23 protein-coding genes and 1 tRNA gene are annotated in these 26,386 nt (G+C 73.4%); 16 read left to right on the forward strand and 8 right to left on the reverse strand.

The window, feature by feature from the left end:
• Window positions 1–14 precede the first annotated feature (14 nt).
• The 6 genes from ACFYZ8_RS00425 to ACFYZ8_RS00450 all read left to right on the forward strand — a co-directional run bounded on the left by ACFYZ8_RS00425 (window position 15) and on the right by ACFYZ8_RS00450 (window position 6,951).
• A complete protein-coding gene (locus ACFYZ8_RS00425) occupies window positions 15–908 on the forward strand; it encodes an FAD binding domain-containing protein (RefSeq protein WP_359030551.1) in 894 nt (297 codons plus the stop codon).
• On the forward strand, window positions 905–2,662 hold the full coding sequence (locus tag ACFYZ8_RS00430) for a 2Fe-2S iron-sulfur cluster-binding protein (protein ID WP_388542048.1): 1,758 nt from the start codon (window positions 905–907) through the stop codon (window positions 2,660–2,662). The genes ACFYZ8_RS00425 and ACFYZ8_RS00430 overlap by 4 nt, the downstream gene beginning before the upstream one ends.
• On the forward strand, window positions 2,659–4,968 hold the full coding sequence (locus tag ACFYZ8_RS00435) for a molybdopterin cofactor-binding domain-containing protein (protein ID WP_359030549.1): 2,310 nt from the start codon (window positions 2,659–2,661) through the stop codon (window positions 4,966–4,968). Before ACFYZ8_RS00430 ends, ACFYZ8_RS00435 begins: the two co-directional genes overlap by 4 nt.
• Window positions 4,965–5,093: a hypothetical protein gene (locus ACFYZ8_RS00440; RefSeq protein ID WP_359030548.1), complete on the forward strand. Its 129-nt coding sequence runs from the start codon at window positions 4,965–4,967 to the stop codon at window positions 5,091–5,093. Before ACFYZ8_RS00435 ends, ACFYZ8_RS00440 begins: the two co-directional genes overlap by 4 nt.
• Window positions 5,094–5,127: 34 nt before the next feature.
• Complete coding sequence (locus tag ACFYZ8_RS00445; protein WP_388542046.1) at window positions 5,128–5,661, forward strand: AAA family ATPase; 534 nt, start codon at window positions 5,128–5,130, stop codon at window positions 5,659–5,661.
• A gap of 132 nt (window positions 5,662–5,793) precedes the next feature.
• Window positions 5,794–6,951: an SUKH-4 family immunity protein gene (locus ACFYZ8_RS00450; protein WP_359030546.1), complete on the forward strand. Its 1,158-nt coding sequence runs from the start codon at window positions 5,794–5,796 to the stop codon at window positions 6,949–6,951.
• On the opposite strand, the gene ACFYZ8_RS00455 is transcribed toward ACFYZ8_RS00450, so the two are convergent.
• Both ACFYZ8_RS00455 and ACFYZ8_RS00460 read right to left on the reverse strand, forming a co-directional pair.
• Window positions 6,906–7,493 (reverse strand): FABP family protein, encoded by a 588-nt coding sequence (locus ACFYZ8_RS00455; protein ID WP_388542044.1) that lies wholly within the window; start codon window positions 7,491–7,493, stop codon window positions 6,906–6,908. The two genes, ACFYZ8_RS00450 and ACFYZ8_RS00455, sit on opposite strands and share 46 nt — an antisense overlap.
• Window positions 7,494–7,593: 100 nt before the next feature.
• Window positions 7,594–7,665: transfer RNA gene (locus tag ACFYZ8_RS00460), tRNA-Cys, on the reverse strand.
• 316 nt (window positions 7,666–7,981) lie between these two features.
• On the opposite strand from ACFYZ8_RS00460, the gene ACFYZ8_RS00465 reads away from it, so the two are divergent.
• The 3 genes from ACFYZ8_RS00465 to ACFYZ8_RS00475 all read left to right on the forward strand — a co-directional run bounded on the left by ACFYZ8_RS00465 (window position 7,982) and on the right by ACFYZ8_RS00475 (window position 12,385).
• The gene (locus ACFYZ8_RS00465) at window positions 7,982–9,514 is read left to right on the forward strand and encodes an MFS transporter (protein WP_388542042.1); all 1,533 of its coding nucleotides are present in this window, start codon (window positions 7,982–7,984) and stop codon (window positions 9,512–9,514) included.
• A gap of 128 nt (window positions 9,515–9,642) precedes the next feature.
• Window positions 9,643–11,436, forward strand: a complete 1,794-nt coding sequence (locus ACFYZ8_RS00470; protein ID WP_359030539.1) for a DEAD/DEAH box helicase — start codon at window positions 9,643–9,645, stop codon at window positions 11,434–11,436.
• 307 nt (window positions 11,437–11,743) lie between these two features.
• Entirely contained in the window at window positions 11,744–12,385 is a 642-nt protein-coding gene (locus ACFYZ8_RS00475; RefSeq protein WP_355748356.1) for a helix-turn-helix domain-containing protein, read from the forward strand.
• A 147-nt stretch (window positions 12,386–12,532) separates the two neighbouring features.
• Here the strand turns inward: ACFYZ8_RS00475 and ACFYZ8_RS00480 are convergent, their stop codons facing one another.
• Window positions 12,533–14,074, reverse strand: a complete 1,542-nt coding sequence (locus tag ACFYZ8_RS00480) for a helix-turn-helix domain-containing protein (protein ID WP_359030538.1) — start codon at window positions 14,072–14,074, stop codon at window positions 12,533–12,535.
• A 116-nt stretch (window positions 14,075–14,190) separates the two neighbouring features.
• Between ACFYZ8_RS00480 and ACFYZ8_RS00485 the strand changes: the two genes are divergently transcribed.
• The 3 genes from ACFYZ8_RS00485 to ACFYZ8_RS00495 are packed head-to-tail and all read left to right on the forward strand — an operon-like array spanning window position 14,191 to window position 16,889.
• On the forward strand, window positions 14,191–14,949 hold the full coding sequence (locus tag ACFYZ8_RS00485; protein WP_388542040.1) for a chorismate synthase: 759 nt from the start codon (window positions 14,191–14,193) through the stop codon (window positions 14,947–14,949).
• Entirely contained in the window at window positions 14,946–16,055 is a 1,110-nt protein-coding gene (gene menC, locus ACFYZ8_RS00490) for an o-succinylbenzoate synthase (protein ID WP_388542038.1), read from the forward strand. Before ACFYZ8_RS00485 ends, menC begins: the two co-directional genes overlap by 4 nt.
• A gap of 42 nt (window positions 16,056–16,097) precedes the next feature.
• A complete protein-coding gene (locus ACFYZ8_RS00495) occupies window positions 16,098–16,889 on the forward strand; it encodes a S16 family serine protease (RefSeq protein WP_359030535.1) in 792 nt (263 codons plus the stop codon).
• Here the strand turns inward: ACFYZ8_RS00495 and ACFYZ8_RS00500 are convergent.
• The 3 genes from ACFYZ8_RS00500 to ACFYZ8_RS00510 are packed head-to-tail and all read right to left on the reverse strand — an operon-like array spanning window position 16,886 to window position 18,187.
• On the reverse strand, window positions 16,886–17,068 hold the full coding sequence (locus ACFYZ8_RS00500; RefSeq protein WP_359030534.1) for a hypothetical protein: 183 nt from the start codon (window positions 17,066–17,068) through the stop codon (window positions 16,886–16,888). The genes ACFYZ8_RS00495 and ACFYZ8_RS00500 overlap by 4 nt on opposite strands.
• Window positions 17,069–17,080: 12 nt before the next feature.
• Window positions 17,081–17,653 (reverse strand): helix-turn-helix domain-containing protein, encoded by a 573-nt coding sequence (locus ACFYZ8_RS00505; RefSeq protein ID WP_359030533.1) that lies wholly within the window; start codon window positions 17,651–17,653, stop codon window positions 17,081–17,083.
• Between the two features lie 51 nt (window positions 17,654–17,704).
• Window positions 17,705–18,187: an Lrp/AsnC family transcriptional regulator gene (locus ACFYZ8_RS00510; protein ID WP_359030532.1), complete on the reverse strand. Its 483-nt coding sequence runs from the start codon at window positions 18,185–18,187 to the stop codon at window positions 17,705–17,707.
• Between the two features lie 126 nt (window positions 18,188–18,313).
• On the opposite strand from ACFYZ8_RS00510, the gene hppD reads away from it, so the two are divergent.
• A complete protein-coding gene (gene hppD, locus ACFYZ8_RS00515) occupies window positions 18,314–19,459 on the forward strand; it encodes a 4-hydroxyphenylpyruvate dioxygenase (protein WP_359030531.1) in 1,146 nt (381 codons plus the stop codon).
• A gap of 27 nt (window positions 19,460–19,486) precedes the next feature.
• Here hppD and ACFYZ8_RS00520 read toward each other — a convergent pair whose 3' ends face one another.
• Window positions 19,487–21,001, reverse strand: a complete 1,515-nt coding sequence (locus tag ACFYZ8_RS00520) for a tetratricopeptide repeat protein (protein ID WP_388542035.1) — start codon at window positions 20,999–21,001, stop codon at window positions 19,487–19,489.
• A 92-nt stretch (window positions 21,002–21,093) separates the two neighbouring features.
• Here ACFYZ8_RS00520 and ACFYZ8_RS00525 point away from each other — a divergent pair, with 92 nt between their 5' ends.
• Window positions 21,094–22,500, forward strand: a complete 1,407-nt coding sequence (locus tag ACFYZ8_RS00525; protein ID WP_388542033.1) for an FAD-binding oxidoreductase — start codon at window positions 21,094–21,096, stop codon at window positions 22,498–22,500.
• A 61-nt stretch (window positions 22,501–22,561) separates the two neighbouring features.
• On the opposite strand, the gene ACFYZ8_RS00530 is transcribed toward ACFYZ8_RS00525, so the two are convergent.
• Window positions 22,562–23,038, reverse strand: a complete 477-nt coding sequence (locus tag ACFYZ8_RS00530; protein WP_359030528.1) for an SsgA family sporulation/cell division regulator — start codon at window positions 23,036–23,038, stop codon at window positions 22,562–22,564.
• Window positions 23,039–23,313: 275 nt separating this feature from the next.
• On the opposite strand from ACFYZ8_RS00530, the gene ACFYZ8_RS00535 reads away from it, so the two are divergent.
• Both ACFYZ8_RS00535 and ACFYZ8_RS00540 read left to right on the forward strand, forming a co-directional pair.
• A complete protein-coding gene (locus ACFYZ8_RS00535) occupies window positions 23,314–24,981 on the forward strand; it encodes an RDD family protein (RefSeq protein WP_388542030.1) in 1,668 nt (555 codons plus the stop codon).
• Between the two features lie 89 nt (window positions 24,982–25,070).
• Window positions 25,071–25,706 (forward strand): RDD family protein, encoded by a 636-nt coding sequence (locus ACFYZ8_RS00540; RefSeq protein ID WP_388542027.1) that lies wholly within the window; start codon window positions 25,071–25,073, stop codon window positions 25,704–25,706.
• Window positions 25,707–26,386 lie beyond the last annotated feature (680 nt).

Raw genomic sequence — 26,386 nt, forward strand, 5'->3', positions numbered from 1 at the left:
AAGGGGCAGCCGGTTTGACCACGCACACACCGCAGGCGGCGCAGGCCGTCACGCTGCCCACGACGCTGGACGAGGCCGTGGCGGCGCTCACCGCCATGCCGGCCGCCGTGCCCGTCGCGGGCGGCACCGACCTGATGGCCGCCGTCAATTCCGGGCAGCTCAGGCCCGCCGCCCTCGTCGGCCTCGGCCGGATCAGCGAGATCCGCGGCTGGCAGTACCAGGACGGGCACGCCCTGCTCGGCGCGGGACTCACCCACGCGCGGATGGGCCGCCCCGACTTCGCCGCCCTCATCCCCGCCCTCGCGGCCGCCGCCCGCGCGGCGGGCCCGCCGCAGATCCGCAACGCGGGCACCCTGGGCGGCAACATCGCCTCGGCGGCCCCCACGGGCGACGCGCTGCCCGTCCTCGCCGCCCTCGAGGCCACGCTGATCATCGCGGGCCCCGACGGAGCCCGCCGGGAGATGCCGGTCTCGCACCTGCTGGCCGGCATGGAGATGCTGCGCGCCGGTGAACTCATCGGCTACGTGCGCGTGCCGCTGCTGCACGCCCCGCAGGTCTTCCTCAAGGTCACAGGGCGCACCGGCCCGGGCCGCGCGATGGCCTCCGTCGCGCTGGTCCTGGACCCGGCCCGGCGCGGGGTCAGGTGCGCCGTCGGTGCCATAGCGCCGATGCCGCTGCGGCCCCTGGACGCCGAGCAGTGGGTCGCCCGGCTCATCGACTGGGACAACAACCGCGCGATCGTCCCGGAGGCCCTCCAGGCCTTCGGCGAGTACGTCGCCGCGGCCTGCATCCCCGACCCGGCGCCGGCCCCGGACGGCTCCGTACCGCAGCATCCGCCCGCCGTACTGCACCTGCGGCGCACCGTCGCCGCGCTGGCCCGACGAGCACTGGGGAGGGCACTTTCGTGACCGACGACCAGCACGGAGAGGGCACACCCCGGGCCGCCGGCCGCTGGGACCCGCTGCCCCAGGGTGACTACGACGACGGCGCGACCGCCTTCGTGAAGCTCCCCGAAGGGGGCATCGACGCCTTCCTGGCCTCCGCCGACAGCCCGCTTGCCGCGCCCGGTCACGGCTATGTGCCGCCGCAGATAACGGCGACGCCGGGCGACGGGACCGACCCGGCGGGCACGGGCAGTTGGGCCGTACCGGCCGAGGGCGCGCAGTGGCCCGACCCGAGCACGCTGCCGCAGGGCCACACCGGACAGTTCACGTACAACCCCGCGACCACCCAGCAGTGGCACGTCGAGGACCCCGCGGCCGCGCCCGCGCCGGGTCACGACGTCACGGGCCAGTGGTCGATCCCCGTCGCCGGGGGCGACCTGCCGGACGAGTCGGGCGAGTTCACCGCCTCGTCCCTGGTCGAGCAGTGGGGCGGCACCCCGCCGGCGACCCTGCCGGGCGGTGCGGCGGCGCCCTGGGCGACCCAGCCGTGGGGCGACCAGCCCCAGGGCGGCCCGGGAGCGGGACCCGAGCACGGCGGACCGGCCGGCGAACGGCACGCGCACGCGCCGCACGGTGACGTGCACGGCGGCTTCGACGACGGTCACAGTGGTCCGGTCGGCGACACCCACGCCCACATGCCCGCGGCCGAGGCACCGGACACCGAGGCCGACGAGCGGCACGGTGACGCGCACGCCCCGACGGACGAGGCGCCCCCCGGCTCCGCGCACCCGCACACCGACGGTCGCGGCATCGCCCTCCCCGAGCCGCCCGACACGGCCCAGCCCCACGACCCCGCCGAGCCCTACCCGGACAGCACCTCCGCAGCCGCCTCACAGCCCTCGTCCGGCCCCGGTGAGGCACCGGCGGCCCTCCGGAGCCCCGAGGGCGCCGAAGAGGCCGTAGAAGCCGCTGACGGCCTCGCCGAGCACGGTGGCGAACCTGGTGCCGAGCACGGTGGCGAGCACGCTCCGGCCGAGGGCGACGACGAACCGTCCACCGAGGCCGGCGAGGAGCGCGCCGCCGACCCCGGCGAGAACCCGGACGGCCAGGCCCCCGCGCACCCCGGCGAGGAACACCCCCTCGCCGCCTACGTCCTGCGCGTCAACGGCGTCGACCGCCCCGTCACCGACGCCTGGATCGGCGAGTCGCTGCTCTACGTGCTGCGCGAGCGGCTCGGACTCGCCGGCGCCAAGGACGGCTGCTCGCAGGGCGAGTGCGGGGCGTGCAACGTCCAGGTCGACGGACGGCTCGTCGCCTCCTGCCTGGTGCCCGCCGTGACCGCCGCCGGCAGCGAGGTCCGTACCGTCGAGGGCCTCGCCGAGGACGGCCGGCCCTCCGACGTGCAGCGGGCCCTCGCCCGGTGCGGCGCCGTGCAGTGCGGCTTCTGCGTGCCCGGCATGGCGATGACCGTGCACGACCTGCTGGAGGGCAATCCCGCGCCCACCGAGCTGGAGACCCGCCAGGCGCTGTGCGGCAACCTCTGCCGCTGCTCCGGCTACCGGGGCGTCGTCGACGCCGTCAAGGAGGTCGTCGCCGAGCGCGAGGCCCACGCGACGGGCGACGGTGAGACGGACGGCGACGAGGCACGTATTCCGCATCAGGCGGGCCCCGGAGGCGGAAGCGTCCACCCGTCGGCGTTCGACTCCCCGGGGTTCCCGAACGCCTCCGGACCACATGAGCAGGCGTACGGACAGGGACAGGACGGAGGCCAGGCGTGAGCAACGAAGCCGCCACCGCGACCACCGCCGCGGAGGCAGCACCCGCCCCCGAGCCGATTCCGCACGGCATCGGCGTCTCCCTGCCGGCCGCCGACGCGCGCGCGAAGACCGAGGGCACCTTCCCCTACGCGGCCGATCTGTGGGCCGAGGGGCTGCTGTGGGCGGCCGTCCTGCGCTCCCCGCACGCGCACGCGCGCATCGTGTCCATCGACACCTCCCACGCGCGTGAGATGCCCGGGGTCCGCGCGGTCGTCACCCACGAGGACGTCCCCGGCAGCCCGGTGCACGGCCGCGGCAGGGCCGACCGTCCGGTCTTCGCCTCCGAGGTCGTACGCCACCACGGCGAGCCCATCGCGGCCGTCGCCGCCGACCACCCCGACACCGCGCGCATGGCCGCGGCCGCCGTCATCGTCGAGTACGAGGTCCTCGACCCGGTCACCGACCCGGAGCAGGCCTTCGAGGCCGAGCCCCTGCACCCCGACGGCAACCTGATCCGGCACATCCCGCTCCAGCACGGCGACCCCACCGCGGCCGGCGAGATCGTCGTCGAGGGCCAGTACCGCATCGGCCGCCAGGACCCCGCCCCCATCGGCGCCGAGGCCGGCCTCGCGGTGCCCAGACCCGACGGCGGCGTCGAGCTCTACCTCGCCTCCACCGACCCGCACACCGACCGCGACACGGCCGCCGCCTGCTACGGCCTCGAACCCGAGCGCGTCAAGGTCGTCGTCACCGGGGTGCCCGGTGCCACCGCCGACCGCGAGGACCAGGGTTTCCAGCTCCCGCTCGGCCTGCTCGCGCTCAAGACCGGCTGCCCGGTGAAGCTGACGGCCACGCGCGAGGAGTCCTTCCTCGGCCACGTGCACCGCCACCCCACCTTGCTCCGCTACCGCCACCACGCCGACGCCGAGGGCAGGCTGGTCAAGGTCGAGGCGCAGATCCTGCTCGACGCGGGCGCCTACGCCGACACCTCCTCGGAGGCCCTGGCCGCCGCCGTGGGCTTCGCCTGCGGGCCGTACGTCGTCCCGAACGCCTTCATCGAGGGCTGGGCCGTGCGCACCAACAACCCGCCCTCCGGCCATGTCCGCGGCGAGGGCGCCATGCAGGTGTGCGCCGCCTACGAGGCGCAGATGGACAAGCTGGCCAAGAAGCTGGGCGTCGACCCGGCGGAACTGCGCCTGCGCAACGCCCTCGCCACCGGCGACGTACTGCCGACCGGCCAGACGGTGACCTGTCCGGCCCCGGTCGCCGAACTGCTCCAGGCCGTACGGGACTTCCCGCTGCCCGCGCTGCCCAAGGACACCCCCGAGGACGAGTGGCTGCTGCCCGGCGGCCCCGAGGGCGCGGGAGACCCGGACGCGATCCGCCGGGGCGTCGGCTACGGCCTCGGCATGGTGCACATGCTCGGCGCGGAGGGCGCGGACGAGGTCTCCACGGCGACCGTACGGGTCCAGGACGGCGTCGCCACGGTCCTGTGCGCGGCCGTCGAGACCGGCCAGGGCTTCACCACGCTGGCCCGTCAGATCGTCCAGGAGACCCTCGGGATCGACGAGGTGCACGTCGCTCCCGTCGACACGGACCAGCCCCCGGCAGGGCCGGGCGCGCGCGGCCGCCACACCTGGGTCTCCGGCGGCGCGGTCGAACGCGCGGCCAAGATGGTCCGCACCCAGCTCCTCCAGCCCCTGGCGCACAAGTTCGGCATGTCCACCGAGCTGCTCCAGATCACCGACGGCAAGATCACCTCGTACGACGGCGTCCTGTCGACGACCGTCACCGAGGCCATGGACGGCAAGGAACTGTGGGCCACCGCCCAGTGCCGCCCGCACCCGACGGAGCCCCTCAACGAGATCGGCCAGGGCGACGCCTTCGTCGGCATGGCGTTCTGCGCGATCCGCGCGGTGGTCGACGTCGACATCGAACTCGGCTCGGTCCGCGTGGTCGAGCTGGCGCTCGCCCAGGACGTCGGCCGCATCCTCAACCCCGCCCAGCTGGAGGCCCGTATCGAAGCGGGCGTCACCCAGGGCGTCGGGATAGCGCTCACGGAGAACCTGCGCAGCGCGCGCGGGCTGATCCGCCACCCGGACCTCACCGGGTACGCCCTGCCGACGGCCCTGGACGCGCCGGAGATCCGGATCGTCAAGCTCGTCGAGGAGCGGGACGTGGTCGCCCCGTTCGGCGCGAAGGCGGCCAGCGCGGTACCGGTGGTCACCTCACCGGCGGCCATCGCCTCCGCCGTACGCGCCGCCACGGGCCGTCCCGTCAACCGGCTCCCGATCCGCCCGCAGGCCGCGGTGGTGACGGACCGATGAGCGCTCCCGGCCAGGAGCCCCGCGAGTACGAACCGCCGCCCGGCCTGGGCAAGCTGGCGCTGTGGATCCTGCTGTTCGTGGTGGCGGCGATCGTGGTCGTGCTGGGCGGCGTGTACTTCGCGTGAGCGAGGTGCCGCCGGCCGCCCGCGAGTTCACCTGATGCGCGGCGTCGTGCTCGTCACCGGCGTGATGGCGGCCGGGAAGTCGACGGTCGCGCAGGCACTGGCCGAGCGGTTGCCGAGGGCGGCGCATGTGCGCGGGGACGTGTTCCGGCGGATGATCGTGTCGGGCCGCGAGGAGTACGTACCCGGGGCCTCCGAGGAGGCGTCCGCCCAACTCCGCCTGCGCCACCGGCTGTCGGCGGCGACCGCGGACGCGTACGCCGAGGCCGGGTTCACGGCGGTCGTGCAGGACGTCGTCCTGGGCGAGGACCTGACGGCGTGGGTGGGACTGGTCCGGACCCGGCCGCTGTACGTCGTGGTCCTGGCGCCGGACCCCAGGACCGTGGCGGCCCGGGAGGCAGGCCGGGCGAAGACGGGCTACGACGGCGAGGCCTGGACGATCGCCGCGCTGGACGATGCGCTGCGGGAGTCGACCCCGCCGATCGGGCTGTGGCTGGACACCTCCGCGCAGACCCCCGCACAGACGGTGGAGGCGATGCTCGCGGGGTGGGAACGCGCGCGGGTGCTCTGACGTCTCCTTGGTACGGGGGCGTTGTCAGTGGCGGCGCGTAGTGTTTCGAGCAGTGGGGGACGAGCGCAGACCCGGCGGGTTCGCCGTGCCGTGCCCGGCCAGGGGACTGCGTACGAAGCACACGGGGGAGCCATGAGCACGACCGAAACCGCCGTACCGGCGATCAGACTCACCGAGGACGAACTGCACCCGTACATCACGCATGCCCCGACCCGCGGCTGGCTCAGCGGCCCCGGACTGCCCGGCGCCAGCGACCTGTTCACCTTCGAGGAACTGCGCCGCGCGGGCCTGCGGACGGTGGCGGACACGACGGACGACCCGGGCGGGCGGCTCAGCGAGGAACTGCGCGGCCAGCTGGTCATAGGCGGACTCACGGACCTGGGGGGCAGGGAGACGGAGTCGGTCCTGCTCGACGGCGTCACCGGCGAGGTCTCCACGACGGCGTTCTTCCACGCCCGCCCCGGCCTGACGGACCGCACCCCCCTGGCGCCCTCCCTCCCCACCCTGGTCCGCTTCGCGACGGCGACGGACGAACTGACGGAGGTGCGCGGCCAGTTCGCCGCGTACGCCGGCCGCTTCGGTCCTACGGCGGTGGAGGACGCGACGCGTCAGCTGATGACGGTGTTCGAGGAGGGCACGGGCGGCGAGGTGCCGACGTTCTGGAAGATCGCGGCCCTGATCCGCCCCCTGGCCCTGGTCGCGGGCCCGGGCACGGACTCCGGTCTGGCCCTGGACCTTCCGCCACGCCTCCTGGACCACGAGTTCGGCCGGAACCGGGTCGCCCGCTTCGAGGACATCGACTTCCCGTCCACGCTCACGCACGCGCCGACCCGCCGCTTCCTCGCGGAGACGGGCCTGCCCGAGGACGGCGTCCTCTTCCACACCGACCCGGACGCCCCGCTCCCGACCCTCGCGGAACACCAGGCCGACCGGCTGGTCGCCCTCCCGCCCCGCGCCGAACACCTGATCGTCCTCGGCCACCTGATCGAGGACAACACCCTGGTCGTCGACGGCGCGACGGGAGCGGTCCTGAACTGGAGCGAACGCGAGGGCACGCTCCACCCCCTGAACACCGACATCTCCACCCTCGCCTTCACCCTCTGGCTCCTGCACCGGGAGCGCCGGATAGACGAGTCACTCGCCCACGAACTGACGAACACCCTGTACGCCCAGGTCGCCAAGACGATGATCCGGGCCCTGTCCACCATCGACCCCACGGGCACGACGACGGACGCGGACTGGCACTACTGGACGGAGCTGTTCCAGGACGAGGCGGGCGGGGTGCTCTGAGCTTCCGCGCGGCGCAGAGTCGCCGACAGGTGATGCTGCAGGGGCTGCCCGACGGCTGCGAGGTCGTGGACGAACGTGAAGGTGTCCCCGTCGGCGAGGGTGTAGCGGCGACGGGTGGCGGTGACGTCCTTGGCGGTGGGTGTCAGCGCCACGGCATGCGTGGCGAGATCGACGGCGCCCTCTGTGACGTGCCCGACCAGGATCTCGGTGATGCCGGTGGGCTGGGTGACCAGCGCCTCCACCCGGCCGCCCGACTGCAGCCGCCACCACCCGCTCTCCCTGGCCGCGGGCCGCACAGGCACCCCGTCACCGTCGACCAGCCAGGCCCGGGCCTCGTACCGCAGAAAGGGACGCCCGTCGTGACGGAAACTGACCTCCTGTGCATACGCGAAGTCCCCGTCCAGCGTCGGATACCCACCCCGCCCCCGTCCGCGCCACACCCCGAGAAACCCGAGCACGGGCCCCAGCAACGCGTGCGGAGCGGGCGCCTGATCGGCCCGGACCGCATCGGAAAAGGGAGGCTCCGCCACACCGTCGACCACGCCCGCACTCCTCACTCACAGCCACTGCCGGCCGCAAGCCTAGGACGCCGCGCAGCGGAAGGGGCGGCACCTTGAACGAGATGCCGCCCCTTCACTACAGAGGCCGTGGCGGGAATCGAACCCGCGTAACTCGCTTTGCAGGCGAGTCCCTGAACCACTCGGGCACACGGCCATCACCGGAGTTCGGTCGTGTCTCCCTGGTGGGGCGGGGATCGAACCCGCGTAACTCCCCGCGAGCGGAGCTCGCTGATGGATGCAGCGCGGGCGAGTCCCTGAGCCACTCGGGCACACGGCCGGGGTAACCCGGTGACTTGACCGTAGGGGGCTGTGGGGGGAGGGCTCAAGGGAACCGCGGGCGCTGCAACGGGACTGCCACACGCCGTTCATGAACCGCATCGGGCCGGCTCGTGGTCGTACGACCAAGGTCTCAGGGCCGGACGGGCTTTTGACAGGGGTCAACCTGGGATATGGCCCTTACCCTGGCGGGCATGGCTGTGCTGGAACCGCGTGACGCCGGTGTCACCGATGACTCTGAGGTCCCGTCCGGTCGAGAGGGAGAGGAGGGGGTGCTGGGGCGTTCGTACCGGGCGTTGAGCGTAGGCATCGTGTCCGTCGTGCTGTTGATCGCGTTCGAGGCGACCGCCGTGGGGACCGCCATGCCGGTTGCCGCGCGGGAGTTGGACGGGGTCGCGCTCTACGCGTTCGCGTTCTCCGGGTACTTCACCACCAGCCTGTTCGGGATGGTGCTCGCCGGGCAGTGGGCGGACCGTCGGGGGCCGCTCGGCGCGTTGACCGCCGGGATCGCCGCCTTCGGGGCCGGGCTGCTGCTGTCCGGGACGGCCGGCGTGATGTGGCTGTTCATCGTCGGGCGGGCCGTGCAGGGGTTCGGGGGCGGGCTCGTCATCGTCGCCCTGTACGTCGTGGTCGGGCGGGCCTACCCCGAGCGGCTGCGGCCCGCGATCATGGCGGCGTTCGCGGCGGGCTGGGTGGTGCCGTCGATCGTGGGGCCGCTCGCGGCCGGTGCGGTGACCGAGCATCTCGGGTGGCGGTGGGTGTTCGTCGGGATTCCGGTACTGGTGGTCTTTCCGCTGGTGCTCGCCCTTCCACAGATACGGCGGCGGGCGTCCGGCCCGGTCGACGACACCCACGGACAGGCCTCCTTCGACCGGCGCCGCATCCGGCTCGCCCTCGGCATCTCCCTGGGCGTTGGACTCCTCCAGTACGCCGCCCAGGACCTGCGCCCCCTCTCCCTGCTCCCCGGCCTCGCGGGCACCGCGCTGCTTGTGCCGGCCGTGCTCGGGCTGCTCCCGCGCGGCACGTACCGGGCGGTGCGCGGACTGCCCTCCGTCGTGCTGTTGCGCGGGGTCGCCGCGGGGTCCTTCGTGGCCGCCGAGTCCTTCGTGCCGTTGATGCTGGTCACCCAGCGGGGGCTGTCGCCGACGCTGGCCGGGTTCTCGCTGGCGGCGGGTGGCGTCACGTGGGCGCTGGGGTCGTGGGTGCAGTCGCGGGCGCGGGTGGAGCCGTACCGGGAGCGTCTGATGACCGCGGGGATGGTGCTGGTCGCGGCCGCGATCGCCGCCGCGCCGAGTGTGCTGGTGCACTCCGTGCCTGTGTGGACCGTCGCGGTCGCCTGGGGGTTCGGCTGCTTCGGGATGGGGCTGGTGATCTCCTCCACCAGTGTGCTCCTGCTGCAGCTGTCCGCCCCCGAGGAGGCCGGTACCAACTCCGCCGCCCTCCAGATCTCCGACGGCCTCGCGAACTCGGTGCTGCTGGCGGCGGGCGGAGCGGCGTTCGCGGCACTGGGCGGGGGCGCGGTGAGCCATACCGCCGCCACTGCGGACACTGCGGCCACTGCGGCCACGACGGCCACCGCGGCCACGGCGTCCGGGGCACAGCATCCGGCGGCCTTCGCCGCGGTGTTCCTGCCGATGGCGGCGGTGGCCCTGGTCGGGGCGTGGGTGACGACCCGGCTCCATGCCCAAGATCGCAGCCCGTCTGCGCGCGTCGCACAAGAACTGTGACCTCGGTCCCACCCAGCGGCGCCCCGGCCCCGTCCGCGCCCTGACCCGACCCGCCCGCCGGTAGGGTGACCCGGTCGTCATACCCAGCCGAAGAGACCGCCGAGCCGCTCGACCCTGTTACGGAGACCGTGACTACCACCGCCGCCTCCTCCCAGCACCACCTTTCCCCCGCCTTCCCCGGCCGGGCCCCCTGGGGTACCGCCAGCAAGCTGCGTGCCTGGCAGCAGGGGGCGATGGAGAAGTACATCCAGGAGCAGCCGCGTGACTTCCTGGCCGTCGCGACGCCGGGCGCCGGCAAGACGACCTTCGCGCTCACGCTCGCGTCCTGGCTGCTGCACCACCATGTCGTGCAGCAGGTGACGGTCGTCGCGCCGACCGAGCATCTGAAGAAGCAGTGGGCCGAGGCGGCCGCGCGGATAGGGATCAAGCTGGATCCCGAGTACAGCGCCGGGCCGCTCGGCAAGGACTACCACGGGGTCGCCGTCACCTACGCGGGTGTGGGCGTACGGCCCATGCTGCACCGCAACCGCGTCGAGCAGCGCAAGACCCTGGTCATCCTCGACGAGATCCACCACGCCGGTGACTCCAAGTCCTGGGGCGAGGCGTGCCTCGAGGCCTTCGAGCCCGCCACGCGCCGGCTCGCGCTCACCGGTACGCCGTTCCGGTCCGACACCAACCCGATCCCCTTCGTGACGTACGAGGAGGGCAACGACGGCATCCGCCGCTCGGCGGCCGACTACACCTACGGGTACGGCAACGCGCTCGCCGACCATGTCGTGCGGCCCGTCATCTTCCTGTCCTACAGCGGGCAGATGCGGTGGCGGACGAAGGCGGGGGACGAGATCGCCGCGCGGCTCGGCGAGCCCATGACCAAGGACGCGATCAGCCAGGCCTGGCGTACTGCGCTGGACCCGCGCGGTGAGTGGATGCCGAGCGTGCTGCGCGCCGCCGACCAGCGGCTCACCGAGGTCAGGAAGGCCATCCCGGACGCCGGTGCCCTCGTCATCGCCTCCGACCAGGACTCCGCGCGCGCCTACGCCAAGCTGATCCGCGAGATCACCGGCAACAAGGCGACCCTCGTCCTGTCCGACGACGCCGGCGCCTCGAAGAGGATCGACGACTTCAGCGAGAGCAACGACCGGTGGATGGTCGCGGTGCGGATGGTGTCCGAGGGCGTCGACGTGCCGCGGCTCGCCGTCGGGGTGTACGCCACCACCATCTCCACACCCCTCTTCTTCGCGCAGGCCGTCGGCCGTTTCGTACGGTCCCGGCGGCGCGGCGAGACCGCCTCCGTCTTCCTCCCGACCGTCCCGGACCTCCTCACCTTCGCCAACGAGATGGAGGTCGAGCGCGACCACGCCCTCGACAAGCCGAAGAAGGACGGCGAGGAGGACCCGTACGCCGAGTCCGAGAAGGAGATGGAGGAGGCGAACAAGGAGGAGGACGAGGACACCGGCGAGCAGGAGCAGTTCGCCTTCGAGGCGCTGGAGTCCGAGGCCGTCTTCGACCGGGTGCTGTACGACGGCGCCGAGTTCGGCATGCAGGCCCACCCGGGAAGCGAGGAGGAGCAGGACTACCTCGGCATCCCGGGACTGCTGGAACCCGATCAGGTGCAGCTCCTCCTCCAGAAGCGGCAGGCCCGGCAGATCGCGCACAGCCGCAAGAAGCCGGACTCCGAGGCGGACCTGCTCGAACTGCCCGCCGAACGGCGGCCCGTCGTCTCGCACAAGGAGATGATGGAGCTGCGCAAGCAGCTCAACACCATGGTCAGCGCGTACGTCCACCAGAGCGGCAAGCCCCACGGAGTGATCCACACCGAGCTGCGCCGGGTGTGCGGCGGGCCGCCGAGCGCCGAGGCCACGGCCGGGCAGCTGCGGCAGCGGATCGCCAAGGTGCAGGAGTGGGCCACCCGGATGCGGTGACCACCGCGTCCGCTCATGCCCGGCGGCTGTCACACCGTACGTATCAGGACAAACGGAGTCGTCCGTACCGGCCGCTGCCCGGATTCTGGACGGAGGCTTCCGCTGAGCGAACCCGCTTCGCTACTGTCCCGCTACGCACACGCCCCGTGGCAGCGCCGCCGCGGAGCGCAGCCGTGAAGCGACGCGGCCCGGAAAGAGACCGGGCCGCCGGCCGATCGGCGGCCTCTGAAGCGCGTCACTGACGGGACTCGGTGACGCATCCGCCGCGAGGGGGCTGCCGACCTCACCACTTGGAGGAGTGGGCGTCGTGACCGCGGAGACCTCTCAGACGCTTGACCGGGGACTGCGTGTCCTCAAGCTCCTGGCCGACACGGACCACGGGCTCACCGTCACCGAGCTTTCCAACAAACTGGGCGTGAACCGGACCGTGGTGTACCGGTTGCTGGCCACGCTGGAGCAGCACGCCCTCGTACGGCGTGATCTGGGCGGCCGTGCCCGAGTGGGACTCGGGGTGCTCAGGCTCGGACGGCAGGTGCATCCGCTGGTACGGGAGGCCGCGCTGCCCGCGCTGCGCTCCCTCGCGGAGGACATCGGGGCGACGGCCCACCTCACGCTGGTGGACGGTGCGGAGGCGCTGGCCGTGGCCGTCGTGGAGCCCACCTGGACCGACTATCACGTGGCCTACCGCGCCGGGTTCCGGCATCCGCTGGACCGGGGGGCCGCGGGGCGGGCGATACTCGCGGCCCGGCAGCAGGGGTTCGGTGAGCCCGGCTACCTGCTGACGCACGGCGAGCTGGAGGCCGGTGCCAGCGGGGCGGCCGCTCCTCTGCTCGGGGTCACCGGGGTCGAGGGCAGCGTCGGGGTCGTGATGCTGGCGGACGCGGTGCCGGAACGGGTGGGGCCCAGGGTGGTGGACGCGGCCCGCGAGGTCGCGGAGGCGCTGCGCTGAGCTGAGCGGTGGGGTGTGGCTTCGTCGGGTTCGTCGTCGGCCGCGGGTCCGGTGGGGGCTGGTCGCGCTGACGCGGCGGAGCCGCATATCGATACAGCCCCGCGCCCCTGGGCGGGTGCGGTGCCCGTCGGCCGCCATGTGCGGTCCTCAACCGCCGGCCGCCCCAGGCCCGAGCCCCGCCAGCACCCTCAACTGCAGCCACAGCACCAGCCGTTCGTCGGGGTCGTCCAGGTCGATCCCGAGCTGCTGACGCACCTGCTTCAGCCGGTAGCGGACGGTGTTCGGATGCACGGCGAGCAGCTTCGCCGCCCCCGCCATGTCGCATCCCGCGTCGAACCAGCAGGCCAGCGTGCGGGCGTAGTCCGTCCCGTGCTCGGCGTCGTACGCCAGCACCCGCCGCCACGAGCCCGCGCTCAACTCCCGCTGCTCACCGAGCACTTCGGTCAGCCGCAGCAGTGTCACCCGGGCCCGCACCTCCTCCACCGTCGCCACCGGCCGCGACGGTCCCAGCACCCGCAGCACCAGATCGGCGTCCGCCCGTGACCCGGCCACCTCCGCGGGTCCCGCGACCACCTCGCCCAGCCCCGCCCGCACCGGCACCCTGAGCGCCTGTCCGGCCCGCGCCACGATGTCCTCCGCGAGCCGCTTGTGGCGGACCCCGGGGGCCGGCAGCAACGCGTACACCACCCCGTCGACCAGGACGCACGCGTGCCGCCCGTACCGGGCCTCGCACTGCAGCCGTACGACGTCCAGGAGCCGCAGTCCGGTCTGTTCGGCGTCCGGAAGGCCGGCCGCTTCCAGGACGAAGGCGGCCACCCGCACCGGGCCCTCCATCCCCAGCCGCCCGGCAGAGGCGTCCGCCGTGCCGTCCAGCACCCGGCGCAGCAGATCGCTGTTGCGGTGCCGGGCCAGCTCCCGCGCCGCGCGCGCCCGCAGGAGCAGCAGGGCCGCCGTCGACGCCCCCTGGACGAGTGTGTCCTCCGCGTCCGCCGCGAGTGTGCCGTCGTCGACGACCCACACCGAGCCGAGGGTCTCGCCGCCCGCCCGGACGGCGACCGCGAGGCGCGGCAGCTCGCCGTCCCGCACCGCGGGCAGCCGTACCGGGCCGTCGGCCGCGAACAGCGTCCGGTACTCGTCGCTGTTCTCCGCGGCCTCCGGTACCTGGAGGCCCAGGATGCCCTGGCGGCGGACCTCGTCGACCGGCTGGCCGGGGACCGTGGAGTAGGCGAGGATCCGCCGGCGGGGGTCCTCCACGGCCGTCGCCCCGCCGGTCGCCGCCGCGATGGCGTCGGCGAGCGCGAAGAGGTCACCGTGGCCGTCCGCCGAGGGGACCGGCCGGGCGCCGATCGCCGAGGCCAGCAGCAGGTGCGCCTGGTGCCAGGCCATGTCCTCGGCGACGGACAGCAGCGCCACGCCGTACGTCTGCGCTGCGGCCGCCGGCCCATCAGGACCGCGCACGACCAGGCCGGTCATCCCGGCCTCCGCGGCCGCCCGCACCAGCGGCCCGGCCGCGGCCGCCCGCACTCCGACCGCCAGCAGCAGCGCGCCCGGCACCTGCGGGAGCGGGGCGTCGGCGTCGTGGAGAAGGACCTCCGTGACCGGGGCGGCGAGCCCCGCGGGCGCGGTGTGCAGCCGTACGGAGGTGCCGCCGACGAGGTCCAGGAGGTCACCGAGGGTGAAGGTGTCCATGGTGCCCCCAGAGGAATGCTTCAGCCGATCCGCTTTAGCCGATCCGCAAAGAAACCTATGTGTGCCTTGTACGGCCGCACAACCCGGGGCGGTGGACCGGGCCGGAGACTCGGCACATGAGCGAAGTGAGCATCCGTACCGTCCACGACGTCCCCGGCCTCGGGGCCGTCAGCGCGTACTTCGGCGAGGTCTGGCAGGCGCCCAGCGCCCCGCCCTACCCGGCCGAAGTGCTGCACAGCCTGGTCCACGCGGGCGGCGCGGTGCACGCCGCGTACGACGGCGAGCGGCTGGCCGGGGCCAGTGTCGCCGTGTTCGGGCCGCCGGGGTCGGCGGAGGTGTACTCCCTGGTCACCGCCGCGGAATCCGGGCTCGGGCAGGTGGTGAAGCAGGCGCAGCGGGCCTGGGCGCTCGGCCTGGGCGCCCGCACCATGCGCTGGACCTTCGACCCGCTGGTGGGCCGCAACGCCCGCTTCAACCTGGTCAAGCTCGGCGGGGCCGGCACCGAGTACCTCGTGGACTTCTACGGCCCCATGCGGGACGGCGTGAACGCAGGCGACGAGAGTGACCGGCTGACGGTGACGTGGGACCTGGCGGCGCCCGGAACGTCGTACGACCCAGGGGATCGCGAGGCCGCGCCCGCCACGCACCAGGCCCCCGACGGAGGAGTCCTCGCCCGCCGCGACCCCGCCGGCCGGCACGTCTGGTGCCGGGTCCCGGACGACGTCGTCAAGCTGCGGGCCGCCGACCCGGCGCTCGCGCTGCGGTGGCGGCGGGCCGTGCGCGAGGTGTTCACGGAGGCGTTCGCGCAGGGGTTCAGGGCGACCGGGATGTCCCGGGACGGCTGGTACACCCTCACCAAGGAGGCCGCCGCGTGAAGCTGGAGCGCGTCGAGGTCGTCCATGTGGCGATCCCCCTGGTCAGCCCCTTCCGTACCTCCTTCGGCACGATGACCACGAAGGACACCTTCCTGCTGCACGTCGTCACGGACAGTGCCGAGGGCTGGTCGGAGTTCGCCGCCGACCCGCAGCCGCGCTACTGCTCGGAGTTCGTCGCGGGCGCGGAACTCGTGCTGCGGGACTTCCTGATCCCGAGGGTGGCGGCACTGCCCGCGCTCACGGCCGCGCTGGTCGGGCCCGCCGTCAGCGGGATCAAGGGCCACGAGCTGGCGAAGGCGGCCCTGGAGACGGCGGTGCTGGACGCGGAGCTGCGGTCGTACGGCATGCCGCTCGCGGTGTACCTGGGCGCGGTGCGCGAGCGGGTCCCGGCGGGGGTGTCGGTCGGCATCAAGGAGTCGGTCGCCGAACTGCTGGACGACGTCGAGCGGTATCTCGCCGAGGGGTACGTCCGGATCAAGCTGAAGATCGAACCGGGCTGGGACCTCGAGCCGGTACGGGCCGTCCGCGAGCGCTTCGGCGCCGGCCTGCCCCTCCAGGTCGACGCCAACACCGCGTACACGCTCGCGGACGCCGAACACCTGCGGCGGCTCGACGAGTTCGGGCTGCTGCTGATCGAGGAGCCGCTGGACGAGAACAACCTGTACGGCCACGCGCGCCTCCAGAGCCGTATCGCCACCCCCGTCTGCCTCGACGAGTCCCTCCACAACGCCCGGGACACCGCCTCCGCGATCGCGATGGACGCGTGCCGGGTCGTGAACGTCAAGCCCGCGCGCGTGGGCGGCTATCTGGAGGCCCGCCGCATCCACGACGTGGCCCGCGCGCACGGCGTGCCGGTGTGGTGCGGCGGCATGCTGGAGACCGGAATCGGCCGCGCCCCGAACCTCGCCCTGGCCGCCCTGCCCGGCTTCACGCTCCCCGGCGACACCTCCGCCTCCTCCCGCTACTTCGCCGAGGACATCACCGAGCCGTTCGTCCTGGCCGACGGCCACCTGCCGGTACCGCGCACCCCGGGCATCGGTGTCGAACCGCTGCCCGATGTCCTACGCCGCTTCACGCGGGCGCGACGGGACCTGTACGGGGGCTGACCGGCGCGTGGCCGGAAGTGACCGCCGCGTTAGATTGATCCCGTGCTCTCACGCCTCACGCGCCCCCAGGCCGTCGCCGTCTGCGCCCTGCCCGTCGTGGCACTGGTCGCCACGGCCCTGTTCGCGCCACTGCCGTTCGCGCTGGCGCAGCCCGGGATGACGGCGAACGTCCTCGGCGACAACAAGGGCGCGGCGGTGATCACCATCGCCGGGGCGAAGACCCGTACGACGAGCGGCCAGCTGCGGATGACGACCATCGAGGCGACCGGGCCCGACACCCATGTCTCGCTCGGCGACATCCTCGACAGCTGGTTCCGCACCGACCGGGCCGTCATGCCCCACGACGCGGTCTACCCGAGCGGGCAGAGCGTGAAGGAGATCGAGCAGCACAACACCGCGCAGATGAAGGAGTCCCAGGACGCGGCGACCGAGGCGGCCCTGAACTACCTCAAGCTCAGCGGCGACAAGGTCAAGGTCACGCTGAAGCTCGCGGACGTGGGCGGGCCGAGCGCGGGGCTTCTGTTCACCCTGGGGATCATCGACAAGCTCGACGGCGACGGCAGCGGGGGCGACCTCACGGGCGGCCGCAAAGTCGCCGGGACGGGCACGATCGACGCGGACGGCACGGTCGGCGCGGTGGGTGGCGTGGCGCTGAAGACACAGGCCGCGAGGCGGGACGGGGCGACGGTGTTCCTGGTCCCCGAGGAGGAGTGCGCCGACGCGAGGGCGGAACTGCCGAAGGGCCTGCGGCTGATCCCGGTGACGTCCCTGAAGGGGGCGGTGACCGCCCTGACCGCACTGGAGTCGGGCAAGGGGTCCGTCCCCGCCTGCTAGTGCGCGAGGGCCGGCCTGGGGGAGGCGAGCCGGAGTCCGACCTCGACGAGGGTCCAGCCGAGCCGGGTCCTGATGGCGTACGGCCGCCCGGCCTGCGCGGCGAGCCGGTAGGCGTCGGCCTCGGCACGGAGGTCGGCGGCGCGCAGGTGGTGTGCGGCGAGGTGGGTGTCGGGGTGCATGGTGGGGCCCTTTCAGTCCGTGGCGACGGGGAAGGCGTGCGTGTGGATGCGTACCTGGGCCGTGTCGTCTCCGGTGGTGGAGCGTTCGCGGTAGGTGTCCACCAGGGCGTGCATCTTCTCGATGAGCTCTTTGGTCAGCTCGGGGGTCAGTCGTAGCGTCGCGCTGCTCATGTCCCAGACGCGGTTCCACTCCTCGGGCCAGGTGGCGCGGTCGCCCAGCCAGTTGGAGAGGTTCTGGATCTGGGCGGTGGCCACCTCGTGCAGGTACATGTCGGCGGCTCCGCGGACGGCGGGATCGCTGTCCGTGAGCAGGGCGTCGTCGAAGCGCAGCCCCTTGTGGACCGCCTTCCACCAGCGCTCCCGGCCCTTGCCACGCTCCGGGGCGTCCTCCACGAAGCCGTGCGCGGCCAGTTGCCGCAGGTGGTAGCTGGTGGCGCCACTCGACTCGCCCAGTTTCTCGGCGAGTTGGGAGGCGGTGGCGGGACCGCCGAAGCGCAGGGCGTCCAGCAGCTGCATCCGCAGGGGATGCGCCAGCCCGCGCAGTGAACGGGCGTCGAGGTTCCGTACCTGGGGCTCTTCCGGCATGCGTACAAAGATAGCGTTGCAAAGAGTTCTTTGCAACGGGTTCTTTGTACGTTACGCCCCGGGCGACTCCTGACCGCTCGCCTGCTGCACCAACGGGATGATCCGCAGCGGAACGGGGTTCTCCATGACGATCGCGGTGGCGGCCCGGACGATCCCGTCGAAACCGACCACCCGGTCGATCACCCGTTGGAGATCGGCGTTGGAGCGGGCCACGAGGCGGCACAGCATGTCCCCGCTGCCGGTCGTGGTGTGCAGCTCCAGCACCTCCGGCACGGTCGCCAAGTGCGCCCGTACGTCGGCCCCTTGCCCCTGCCGGATCTGGAGCGTGGCGAACGCGGTCACCGGGTAGCCGAGCGCCGCCGGATCGACCTGCGGGCCGAATCCCCGGATGACGCCGCTCGACTGAAGCCGGTCGAGGCGCGCCTGCACGGTGCCCCGGGCGACCCCCAGCCGCCGGGACATCTCCAGGACCCCGATCCGCGGTTCGCGCGCGAGCAGCACGATGATCCGCCCGTCCAGCTCGTCGATGCCCACGCCGGCCTCCCTGGGAGATGGTCATCCTGTACAGAAAGGCCGCCGATACGGCCGTATCGCTGAACATATTGTCCAGTGGATACGCGAACTATTGCGCACCTTGCAGAGCAGGTCCAGGCTTCGGGCATGACCCAGACCACACACCACACTCCCGACACCGCCCGGCAGGCCGACCCCTTCCCGGTCAAGGGAATGGACGCGGTCGTCTTCGCCGTCGGCAACGCCAAGCAGGCCGCGCACTACTACTCGACCGCCTTCGGCATGCGGCTTGTCGCCTACTCCGGACCGGAGAACGGCAGCCGCGAGACCGCCTCGTACGTGCTGGAGAACGGCTCCGCCCGTTTCGTGTTCACCTCGGTCATCAAGCCCGCCACCCCCTGGGGCCACTTCCTCGCCCAGCACGTGGCCGAGCACGGCGACGGCGTGATCGACCTCGCCATCGAGGTCCCGGACGCCCGTGCCGCCTACGCCTACGCGATCGAGCACGGCGCCCGCTCGGTCGCCGAGCCGTACGAGCTGAAGGACGAGAACGGCACGGTCGTCCTCGCCGCGATCGCCACCTACGGCGAGACCCGCCACACCCTGGTCGAGCGCACCGGCTACGACGGTCCGTACCTGCCCGGGTTCGCCGCGGCCGCGCCCATCGTCGAACCCCCCGCCCACCGCACCTTCCAGGCCGTCGACCACTGCGTCGGCAACGTCGAGCTCGGCCGGATGAACGAGTGGGTCGGCTTCTACAACAAGGTCATGGGCTTCACGAACATGAAGGAGTTCGTGGGCGACGACATCGCCACCGAGTACAGCGCGCTGATGTCGAAGGTCGTGGCCGACGGCACGCTCAAGGTGAAGTTCCCGATCAACGAGCCGGCCATCGCCAAGAAGAAGTCCCAGATCGACGAGTACCTGGAGTTCTACGGCGGCGCCGGCGTCCAGCACATCGCGCTGAACACCAACGACATCGTGCGGACCGTGCGGACCATGCGCGCGGCGGGCGTCCAGTTCCTCGACACCCCCGACTCCTACTACGACACCCTCGGCGAGTGGGTCGGCGAGACCCGGGTGCCGGTCGACACGCTGCGGGAGCTGAAGATCCTCGCCGACCGCGACGAAGACGGCTATCTGCTGCAGATCTTCACCAAGCCGGTCCAGGACAAGCCGACCGTCTTCTTCGAGATCATCGAACGGCACGGCTCGATGGGCTTCGGCAAGGGCAACTTCAAGGCCCTGTTCGAGGCCATCGAGCGGGAGCAGGAGAGGCGGGGCAACCTCTAGCCTCCGACCGGTCCCGACCGGTCTCGACTAGTCCCCGACCGGTCCCGACCAGTCCCCGGGCGGCTCGTCCGGTACGTCCCCCAGCGCCGCCAGCGCCTCCCGCGCCTCCCGCACCCGCGAGAGCGAGAAGCAGGGGTTGATCCGCAGGGCCTCCTGGAGATGCCGGCGCGCGGGGGCGTACCGCTCCGACTCCCGCTCGATCATGCCCAGGTGGTACATGTACAGGGCGCTGCGCACCCCGCCCCCGTGCGCCCCGTCCGTCGCGATCCGGGCGTAGCGCAGGGCCTCCTGGTCCTCGCCCGCCCGGTGCAGCGCCCAGCCCAGGGCGTCGGCCACCGCGATCCCCGGCTGCCGTCGCCACTCGGCCCGCAACCGCCGTACGGCGTCGGCCGGTTCACCGTGGTCCGCCTCGAACTGCCCGAGCACCAGCTGCTCGTCCGCCCCGCCCGCCTCGGCGCGTTCCACCGCCGCCCGCAGCAGGTCGTACTGCACCCGCGCCGCCTGCCCCAGCCCCAGCGACTCGTACAACTCGCCCAGTTCCAGGGCGTACTGCGGCAGCGGCTGCTTCGCGAGGGCCATCCGGTAGGCGCTCAGTGCCTCCGTCGTGCGGCCCAGCGCCGCAAGGACCCGTCCCTGCCCGGCCTGCGCGGCCCGCTGGTCGGGGTCGACACGGACCGCCTCCTGGAAGTGCCGCAGCGCGTCCTCCAGGTCGCCGCGCTCCCAGGCGAGCTGCCCGGCCTGCTCCAGATACGCGGCCCGCTCGGCGGGCGCCCGCGCCCCCGCCGCCGCGTCGGCCAGCTGGGCCGCCGCGTCCTCGCGCCAGCCCCGGTCCCGGTACACGGCCGCCGCGCGGGCCATCACCGCAGGCCCCGAACGCAGCTTCATGAGCCGCTCCAGCGCCCCGCGCGCCGCCTTGTAGTCGCCGAGCCCCGTGTACGCGTCGATCAGCGCCGGATACGTCGTCCACCGCCCCGGCTCCAGCCGCCGCGCCGCCTCGCCCCAGGTCCGCGCGGTCCGGAAGTCCCGGCGCGCGTTCGCGAGGGCGGCCAGACCGCCGAGGGCCTCCGCGTTCTCGCGCACCTTCAGGGAGGTCCGCAGCGCGTCCTCGGCCCTCGGGAAGAACGCCGTGTCGGCCGCCCGCCGCCCCCGTTCGACATACGCCGTCCCTAGCACCGCCCACGACCGGGCGTCCTCGGGATGCCCGCGCAGATGGCTCTCCCGCTCACGGATCAGCGCCGCCAGGTCGGGCAGCGAGGCCGGCACCCCGGCGGCGACCGCCGTCAGCGCCTGCGCCCCCGGGGCCGGGGCGGGAGCGGCGCGGCGCACCGGCCGCTCCGCTGGCAGCAGCATCAGCACCGTACCGAGCACCACGCAGCCCGCGACGGCGGCGATCACCAGACGCCCGTGCAACCGGGCCCGCCGCTCCTGCCGCCGCTCCTCGCGGCGCGTCTGCCGAGGCTCCTCCCGGGCCTCCTGCCGACGTTCCTCCCGGGCCTCCTGCCGACGCTCCTGCGGCCGGTGCTCCGTGGCTTGGTTCTCCATGGCGCTCACTGTGCGTCAGCACGACGAGCGCACCCCGGCACCCGCCAGCTGCCGCTGCCGGGGTTCACACCGATGGCCCCCGGTGCGACGCTGTGATCATGAGCCGTATCGAAGCCCCCCGCGACGAGGTCACCGGCAACCTGGTGGACCGCCTGCTCAGCGGGCTGCCCGCCGAGGCCGTCCTCATCGACCCGGACGTCACGGTCGCCTACGCCAACGACATGGCGAGCTTCTGCCCGGCCGGCACCCCCGCCGTGGTGGTCCTGCCGCGCACGGTCGAACAGGTCCAGCACGTCATGCGCATCGCCACCGAACTGCGCGTCCCGGTCGTCCCCCAGGGCGCCCGCACCGGCCTGTCGGGCGCGGCCAACGCCTCCGACGGCTGCATCGTGCTGTCCCTGACGAAGATGGACCGCATCCTGGAGATCAACCCGGTCGACCGCATCGCCGTCGTCGAACCCGGTGTCGTCAACGCGACCCTCTCCCGGGCGGTGGGTGAACTCGGCCTCTACTACCCGCCGGACCCCTCCAGCTGGGAGATGTGCACGATCGGCGGCAACATCGGCACCGCGTCCGGCGGGCTGTGCTGTGTGAAGTACGGGGTGACGGCGGAGTACGTCCTCGGACTGGACGTCGTCCTCGCCGACGGACGGCTCATGTCCACGGGCCGCCGTACCGCGAAGGGCGTCGCCGGATACGACATGACCCGCCTCTTCGTCGGCTCCGAGGGCTCGCTCGGCATCGTCGTCCAGGCCGTCCTGGCGCTCCGGCCGAAACCGCCCGAGCAGCTGGTGCTGGCCGCCGAGTTCTCCTCCGGGGCCGCCGCCTGCGACGCCGTGTGCCGGATCATGGAGGGCGGGCACGTGCCGTCCCTCCTCGAACTGATGGACCGTACGACCGTCAAGGCCGTCAACGACCTGGCCCACATGGGACTCCCGGAGGCCACCGAGGCCCTGCTCCTCGCAGCCTTCGACACCACGGACCCGGCCGCCGACCTCGCCGCCGTCGGCGCGCTGTGCGAGGCCGCCGGGGCCACGCAGGTCGTCCCCGCGGACGACGCGACCGAGTCGGAACTGCTCCTCCAGGCCCGCCGGCTCTCCCTCACCGCGCTGGAGGCCGTGAAGGGCACCACGATGATCGACGACGTGTGCGTGCCCCGCTCGCGGCTCGGCGAGATGATCGAGGGGACCGAGCGGATCGCCGAGAAGTACCGGCTCACCATCGGTGTCGTCGCCCACGCGGGCGACGGCAACACCCACCCCACCGTCTGCTTCGACGCGGCCGACCCCGACGAGTCCCGGCGTGCCCGCGAGTCCTTCGACGAGATCATGGCCCTCGGCCTGGAACTCGGCGGCACGATCACCGGGGAACACGGCGTGGGCGTACTGAAGAAGGAGTGGCTGGCGCGCGAGATCGGACCGGTGGGCGTGGAGATGCAGCGGGCGGTGAAGGGGGTCTTCGACCCGCTGGGCATCCTGAACCCGGGCAAGCTGTTCTGACCCCCGGCCGGCTCCGGCGTCACGCCCGTCCGCCGCGACGTCACGCCCGTCCGCTCCGGCGTCACTCCCCGTCCGCCGACCCCTCGCTCGGCCAGGGGTCGCGCAGCCAGAGATCGTCGGCCGGAGTGGGGGCCAGCAGCTCGGCGAGGCCGTCGTCGATGCCGAGCTGCTCCGCCTCGGAGCCCGGGGGGACCGCCGTCAGCGTGCGCTCCAGCCAGGCCGAGACCTGCGCGGCCGGGGCCTGGAGGAGGGCGTCGCCGTCGGGGGAGCTCAGCGCCATCAGCACGACGCCGCGCCCCGCGACCTTCGTCGGCCACACCCGCACGTCCCCGTGCCCGCACGGGCGGAACACCCCCTCCACCAGGAGTTCGCGGGCGAAGGTCCAGTGGACGGGGTGGTCCGAGCCGATGTGGAAGGTGACGTGGACGGCGAAGGGGTCGTCGCTGCGGTAGCCCAGGCGGGCCGGGACCGGGATGCTGCGCTCGGGCGACAGGATGAGGTGGAGTTCCAGTTCGCGCTCTACCACGGTGTGGTGCATGTCGTTCGTTCCTCTCTCGGCTCTCGTCCGGGTCCTGCGGTGGGCCCGTACGAGTGGAGAGGGGGGAGGGGCCGGGATCATTACGCGGGTTCGGCGAACTTTTTTCCGGCCGCGCCGGGGCCGGTGTCACGGCCGGTACCACGCCGGGTACCACGGCCGGTGTCAGGTCGTGCTCAAAAGGGGTGGGTCCGGTGGGACTGGCGGTGGGTCTTGCGCCGGTCTGATAGATGTGGAGCCCCCTCTATTGACCCCCGAGCAGATACGGGACGACGGACATGAGCGCCCCAACCCCGGCACCCGGTGACGACAGGCCCCGCGAGGGCTACTACCCGGACCCGTCCATTCCTGGATATGTCCGTTACTGGAACGGCGCCTCCTGGGTACCGGGCACCAGCCGTCCCGCCCCGGCGGACGGCGAACCGCTCGCGCCGCCGTCCGGTGGCGGCGGCTCCGCGCCGGCCCCGTCCCCGGTGGAGGAGACCGGCCCGCACTTCTTCGACGAGGACCCGGCCGAGGAGCCCCCGCACCCCGGGACCCAGCACGGCAGCCGCCCCGAACCCGCCTCCGCGTGGGCCGCCGACCGGGCCCACCAGGCGGGCTTCGGCGGCGACCAGGACCGCCGGGTGTCGTGGGGATCCCCGCAGCCGGCCGCGCAGGCCGGGCAGGCGGCGCCGCAGGGGGTTCCTCCGCAAGGGGCTCAGCAGGGACCGCAGGGCGCCCGGCCCGGCGTACCGCGGGCTCCGCAGGGCGCCGATCCCAGGGTGCCCGGTCCGGGGCGGCCCGCCGACGGCTCGGCTCCGGCCCAGCCGGACGGACACGCGGCCCGTACCGACGGCACCGCGACGATCCCGCCCGCCGAGCCCGACGAGGACGGCGGCACGCGCGTCTTCCGCAGGCCCACGGCGGGGGCCGGGGGAGCGGGGGCCGGGGGAGCGGGGGCCGCCCAGCGGTCCGACGACGGTGACGACGGCACCATGAAGTTCCGCGCGCTCTCCCCGCGCACGGCGCAGCAGGGCGCGGGTCCCGGGGCGCAGAACGGGAGCACGCCCGGACCGGCGTATTCCGGTCCCACCGCACAGGGCGGCGGTTTCGGCGGTCAGGGCGCGGCCGACGGCAGCGCGGTCGCCGGTCACCCCAACGCCCCCGGTTTCGGCGCGGGCAAGGCCGCCGCAGAGCGGGCTGCCGGTGCCGGTGCCGGTGCCGGGGCCGGGGCCGTCGGCCACCAGGGTCCCGCCTCTGCCCCCGGTCCCCTGGCGGCCCCTCCGGGCGTACCCCAGCAGGGACAGCCGCAGGGCGCCGGGGTCCTGCCCGCCGCCACGCCCATGAGCCCGGGCCCCGGTGGCGGTCAGCCCTCCTGGGCCCAGCAGGTGCACCGGCTCGCCGGGCCCGACGAGGAGCAGCCCGCCCCCTGGAAGCCGCCGGTCGAGGACATCTTCCAGGCGGCCGCCCGCCGTCAGGCCTCGGCCAGACCCGCCGGGCTCGGCAAGCGCCTGGCCGCCCGCCTCCTGGACACCCTCGTCGTCGGCGCGGTCACCGCCGTGGCCGCCGTCCCCCTCGGCGCCAAGGCGGCCGACCACATCAACGAGAAGATCGACGCGGCCAAGCTGTCCGGGGAGACCGTGACGGTCTGGCTGCTCGACGGCACCACGTCGGTGTACCTCGGCATCGTGGTCGCCGTCCTCCTCGTCGCCGGCGCCCTGTACGAGGCGCTGCCCACCGCCAAGTGGGGCCGCACCCTCGGCAAGAAGCTGCTGGGTCTGGAGGTGCGGGACATCGAGGCCCATGAGCCGCCGTCCTTCGGCGGGGCGCTGCGCCGCTGGCTGGTCTACAGCGTGCCGGGCCTGCTCGGCATCGGCCTCGTGGGCGTCGCCTGGTGCCTGTTCGACCGGCCCTGGCGCCAGTGCTGGCACGACAAGGCGGCGCATACGTTCGTGGCGGGCTGAGCGGATCCCCCGAACGGCGTACAGAATTCGGTACTCCGGACGGCCGCTCGCCGGATGCGGAGCCGGGGGGTTCGCGGTCGACTCGGGCCATGAGCAGTGAACCGCCTCCCGGCCCCGGTCAGCAGCCGCCGGATGACGACCCGTTCAGGAAGCAGCCCCCGCCCGGCGAGGGTTCGGGACCGCCGTACAGCTCGCCGCCACCCCCGCCCTACGGGGGCAGTCCCTACGGCGGCGACCCGTACGGCGGCGGCTCCGGGCCCGCCGATCCGCTGGCCGGCATGCCGCCGCTGGCGTCGAGCGGCCGGCGCACGCTCGCCCGCATCATCGACATGATCCTGGTGGCCATCGTCGTCGGACTGATCACCTGGGGCTTCGGGGTGAGCGAGTACAACGTGGACAGCGACGACATGCAGTACGGCAAGTCGCTGGCCCAGTCGGCGCTCGCCGCGGTGCTCTACATCGCCTACGACACCGTCCTGATCACCCGGTCCGGGCAGACGCTCGGCAAGAAGTGGCTCGGCATGCGGGTGGCGAACCTCGACAACGGCTCCACGCCCTCCGTGCAGACCACGCTGATCCGCTCGGCGGTGCTGTGGATCCCGTTCGCGTTCTGCTGCGCCTGCATCTGGACCGCCATCTCGGGCGGCTGGAGCTACTTCGACAAGCCGTACAAGCAGGGCCTGCACGACAAGGCGGCGAAGACGGTGGTGGTCAGCACGACCTGAACCGGGCGGGCCCGGTGGTCATCCTCCGGGTCGGCTTCGGCCCCAGTACCCCGTACCCGGTACGGCTTCGGCACCGGACGCCTTCCAGGCCCGAGCCGTGTCTCCGGGCGCCGACGCCGCCCCGGCCTGTCGGCGGAGGCTCTTCGCTCGACGGGCTCGGAAACCCCGTCGCGCTGCCCGGAGTTGGGCTTGCCCTCGTCCCGGTCTGGGAGACGGGCCGGCGGTGTCCGTGGCCTTTGGAACCCGCCGCGCTGGCGGCTCGCCCGGTGTCCTGGCGGCCTTGGCGCGCCTACGCGGTCCGGTAATGGGCGACCGACGGCCACCGGGCAGGGCCCGAGCCGGGGCCGGGGGCCGCTGGTATGCGCGGACGCATTGCTCCCGACGGGCTCGGAATCCGTTACGCCGCCCGGGAGTTGCGCTTGCCCTCGTCCCCGGCTGCGTGACGTGCCGGCGGGCGTGCGCGATCCAGTGCCGATGGGCAACCTGAGCCGGGGGCGGCCAGATAGACCGGCGGTCGCTTCCTTCCCGACCGGCGTGGGAATCTGCCGTGCTGCCCGGGAGTCGGGCCTGCCCTTCTTCCCGTCCGGGCGAGGGGCCAGCGGTCCTGGTGCTCTCCCGGCCGACCTTGCAACCCGCCGCGCTGACGCCCGGCGCGGCGGCCTGGTGGCTCTGCCGGGCCC

This window comes from Streptomyces sp. NPDC001668, assembly GCF_042893155.1.
In the GTDB taxonomy this organism is placed as follows: domain Bacteria; phylum Actinomycetota; class Actinomycetes; order Streptomycetales; family Streptomycetaceae; genus Streptomyces.

Excerpts from the sequence above, each read along its gene's own strand:
- ACFYZ8_RS00465 (WP_388542042.1), top strand. The coding sequence starts at position 7,982 with ATGGCTGTGCTGGAACCGCGTGACGCCGGTGTCACCGATGACTCTGAG.
- ACFYZ8_RS00480 (WP_359030538.1), bottom strand. The coding sequence starts at position 14,074 with ATGGACACCTTCACCCTCGGTGACCTCCTGGACCTCGTCGGCGGCACC.
- hppD (WP_359030531.1), top strand. The coding sequence starts at position 18,314 with ATGACCCAGACCACACACCACACTCCCGACACCGCCCGGCAGGCCGAC.
- ACFYZ8_RS00450 (WP_359030546.1), top strand. The coding sequence starts at position 5,794 with ATGAGCACGACCGAAACCGCCGTACCGGCGATCAGACTCACCGAGGAC.
- ACFYZ8_RS00520 (WP_388542035.1), bottom strand. The coding sequence starts at position 21,001 with ATGGAGAACCAAGCCACGGAGCACCGGCCGCAGGAGCGTCGGCAGGAG.
- ACFYZ8_RS00445 (WP_388542046.1), top strand. The coding sequence starts at position 5,128 with ATGCGCGGCGTCGTGCTCGTCACCGGCGTGATGGCGGCCGGGAAGTCG.
- ACFYZ8_RS00530 (WP_359030528.1), bottom strand. The coding sequence starts at position 23,038 with ATGCACCACACCGTGGTAGAGCGCGAACTGGAACTCCACCTCATCCTG.
- ACFYZ8_RS00485 (WP_388542040.1), top strand. The coding sequence starts at position 14,191 with ATGAGCGAAGTGAGCATCCGTACCGTCCACGACGTCCCCGGCCTCGGG.
- ACFYZ8_RS00505 (WP_359030533.1), bottom strand. The coding sequence starts at position 17,653 with ATGCCGGAAGAGCCCCAGGTACGGAACCTCGACGCCCGTTCACTGCGC.
- ACFYZ8_RS00440 (WP_359030548.1), top strand. The coding sequence starts at position 4,965 with ATGAGCGCTCCCGGCCAGGAGCCCCGCGAGTACGAACCGCCGCCCGGC.
- ACFYZ8_RS00500 (WP_359030534.1), bottom strand. The coding sequence starts at position 17,068 with ATGCACCCCGACACCCACCTCGCCGCACACCACCTGCGCGCCGCCGAC.
- ACFYZ8_RS00535 (WP_388542030.1), top strand. The coding sequence starts at position 23,314 with ATGAGCGCCCCAACCCCGGCACCCGGTGACGACAGGCCCCGCGAGGGC.
- ACFYZ8_RS00540 (WP_388542027.1), top strand. The coding sequence starts at position 25,071 with ATGAGCAGTGAACCGCCTCCCGGCCCCGGTCAGCAGCCGCCGGATGAC.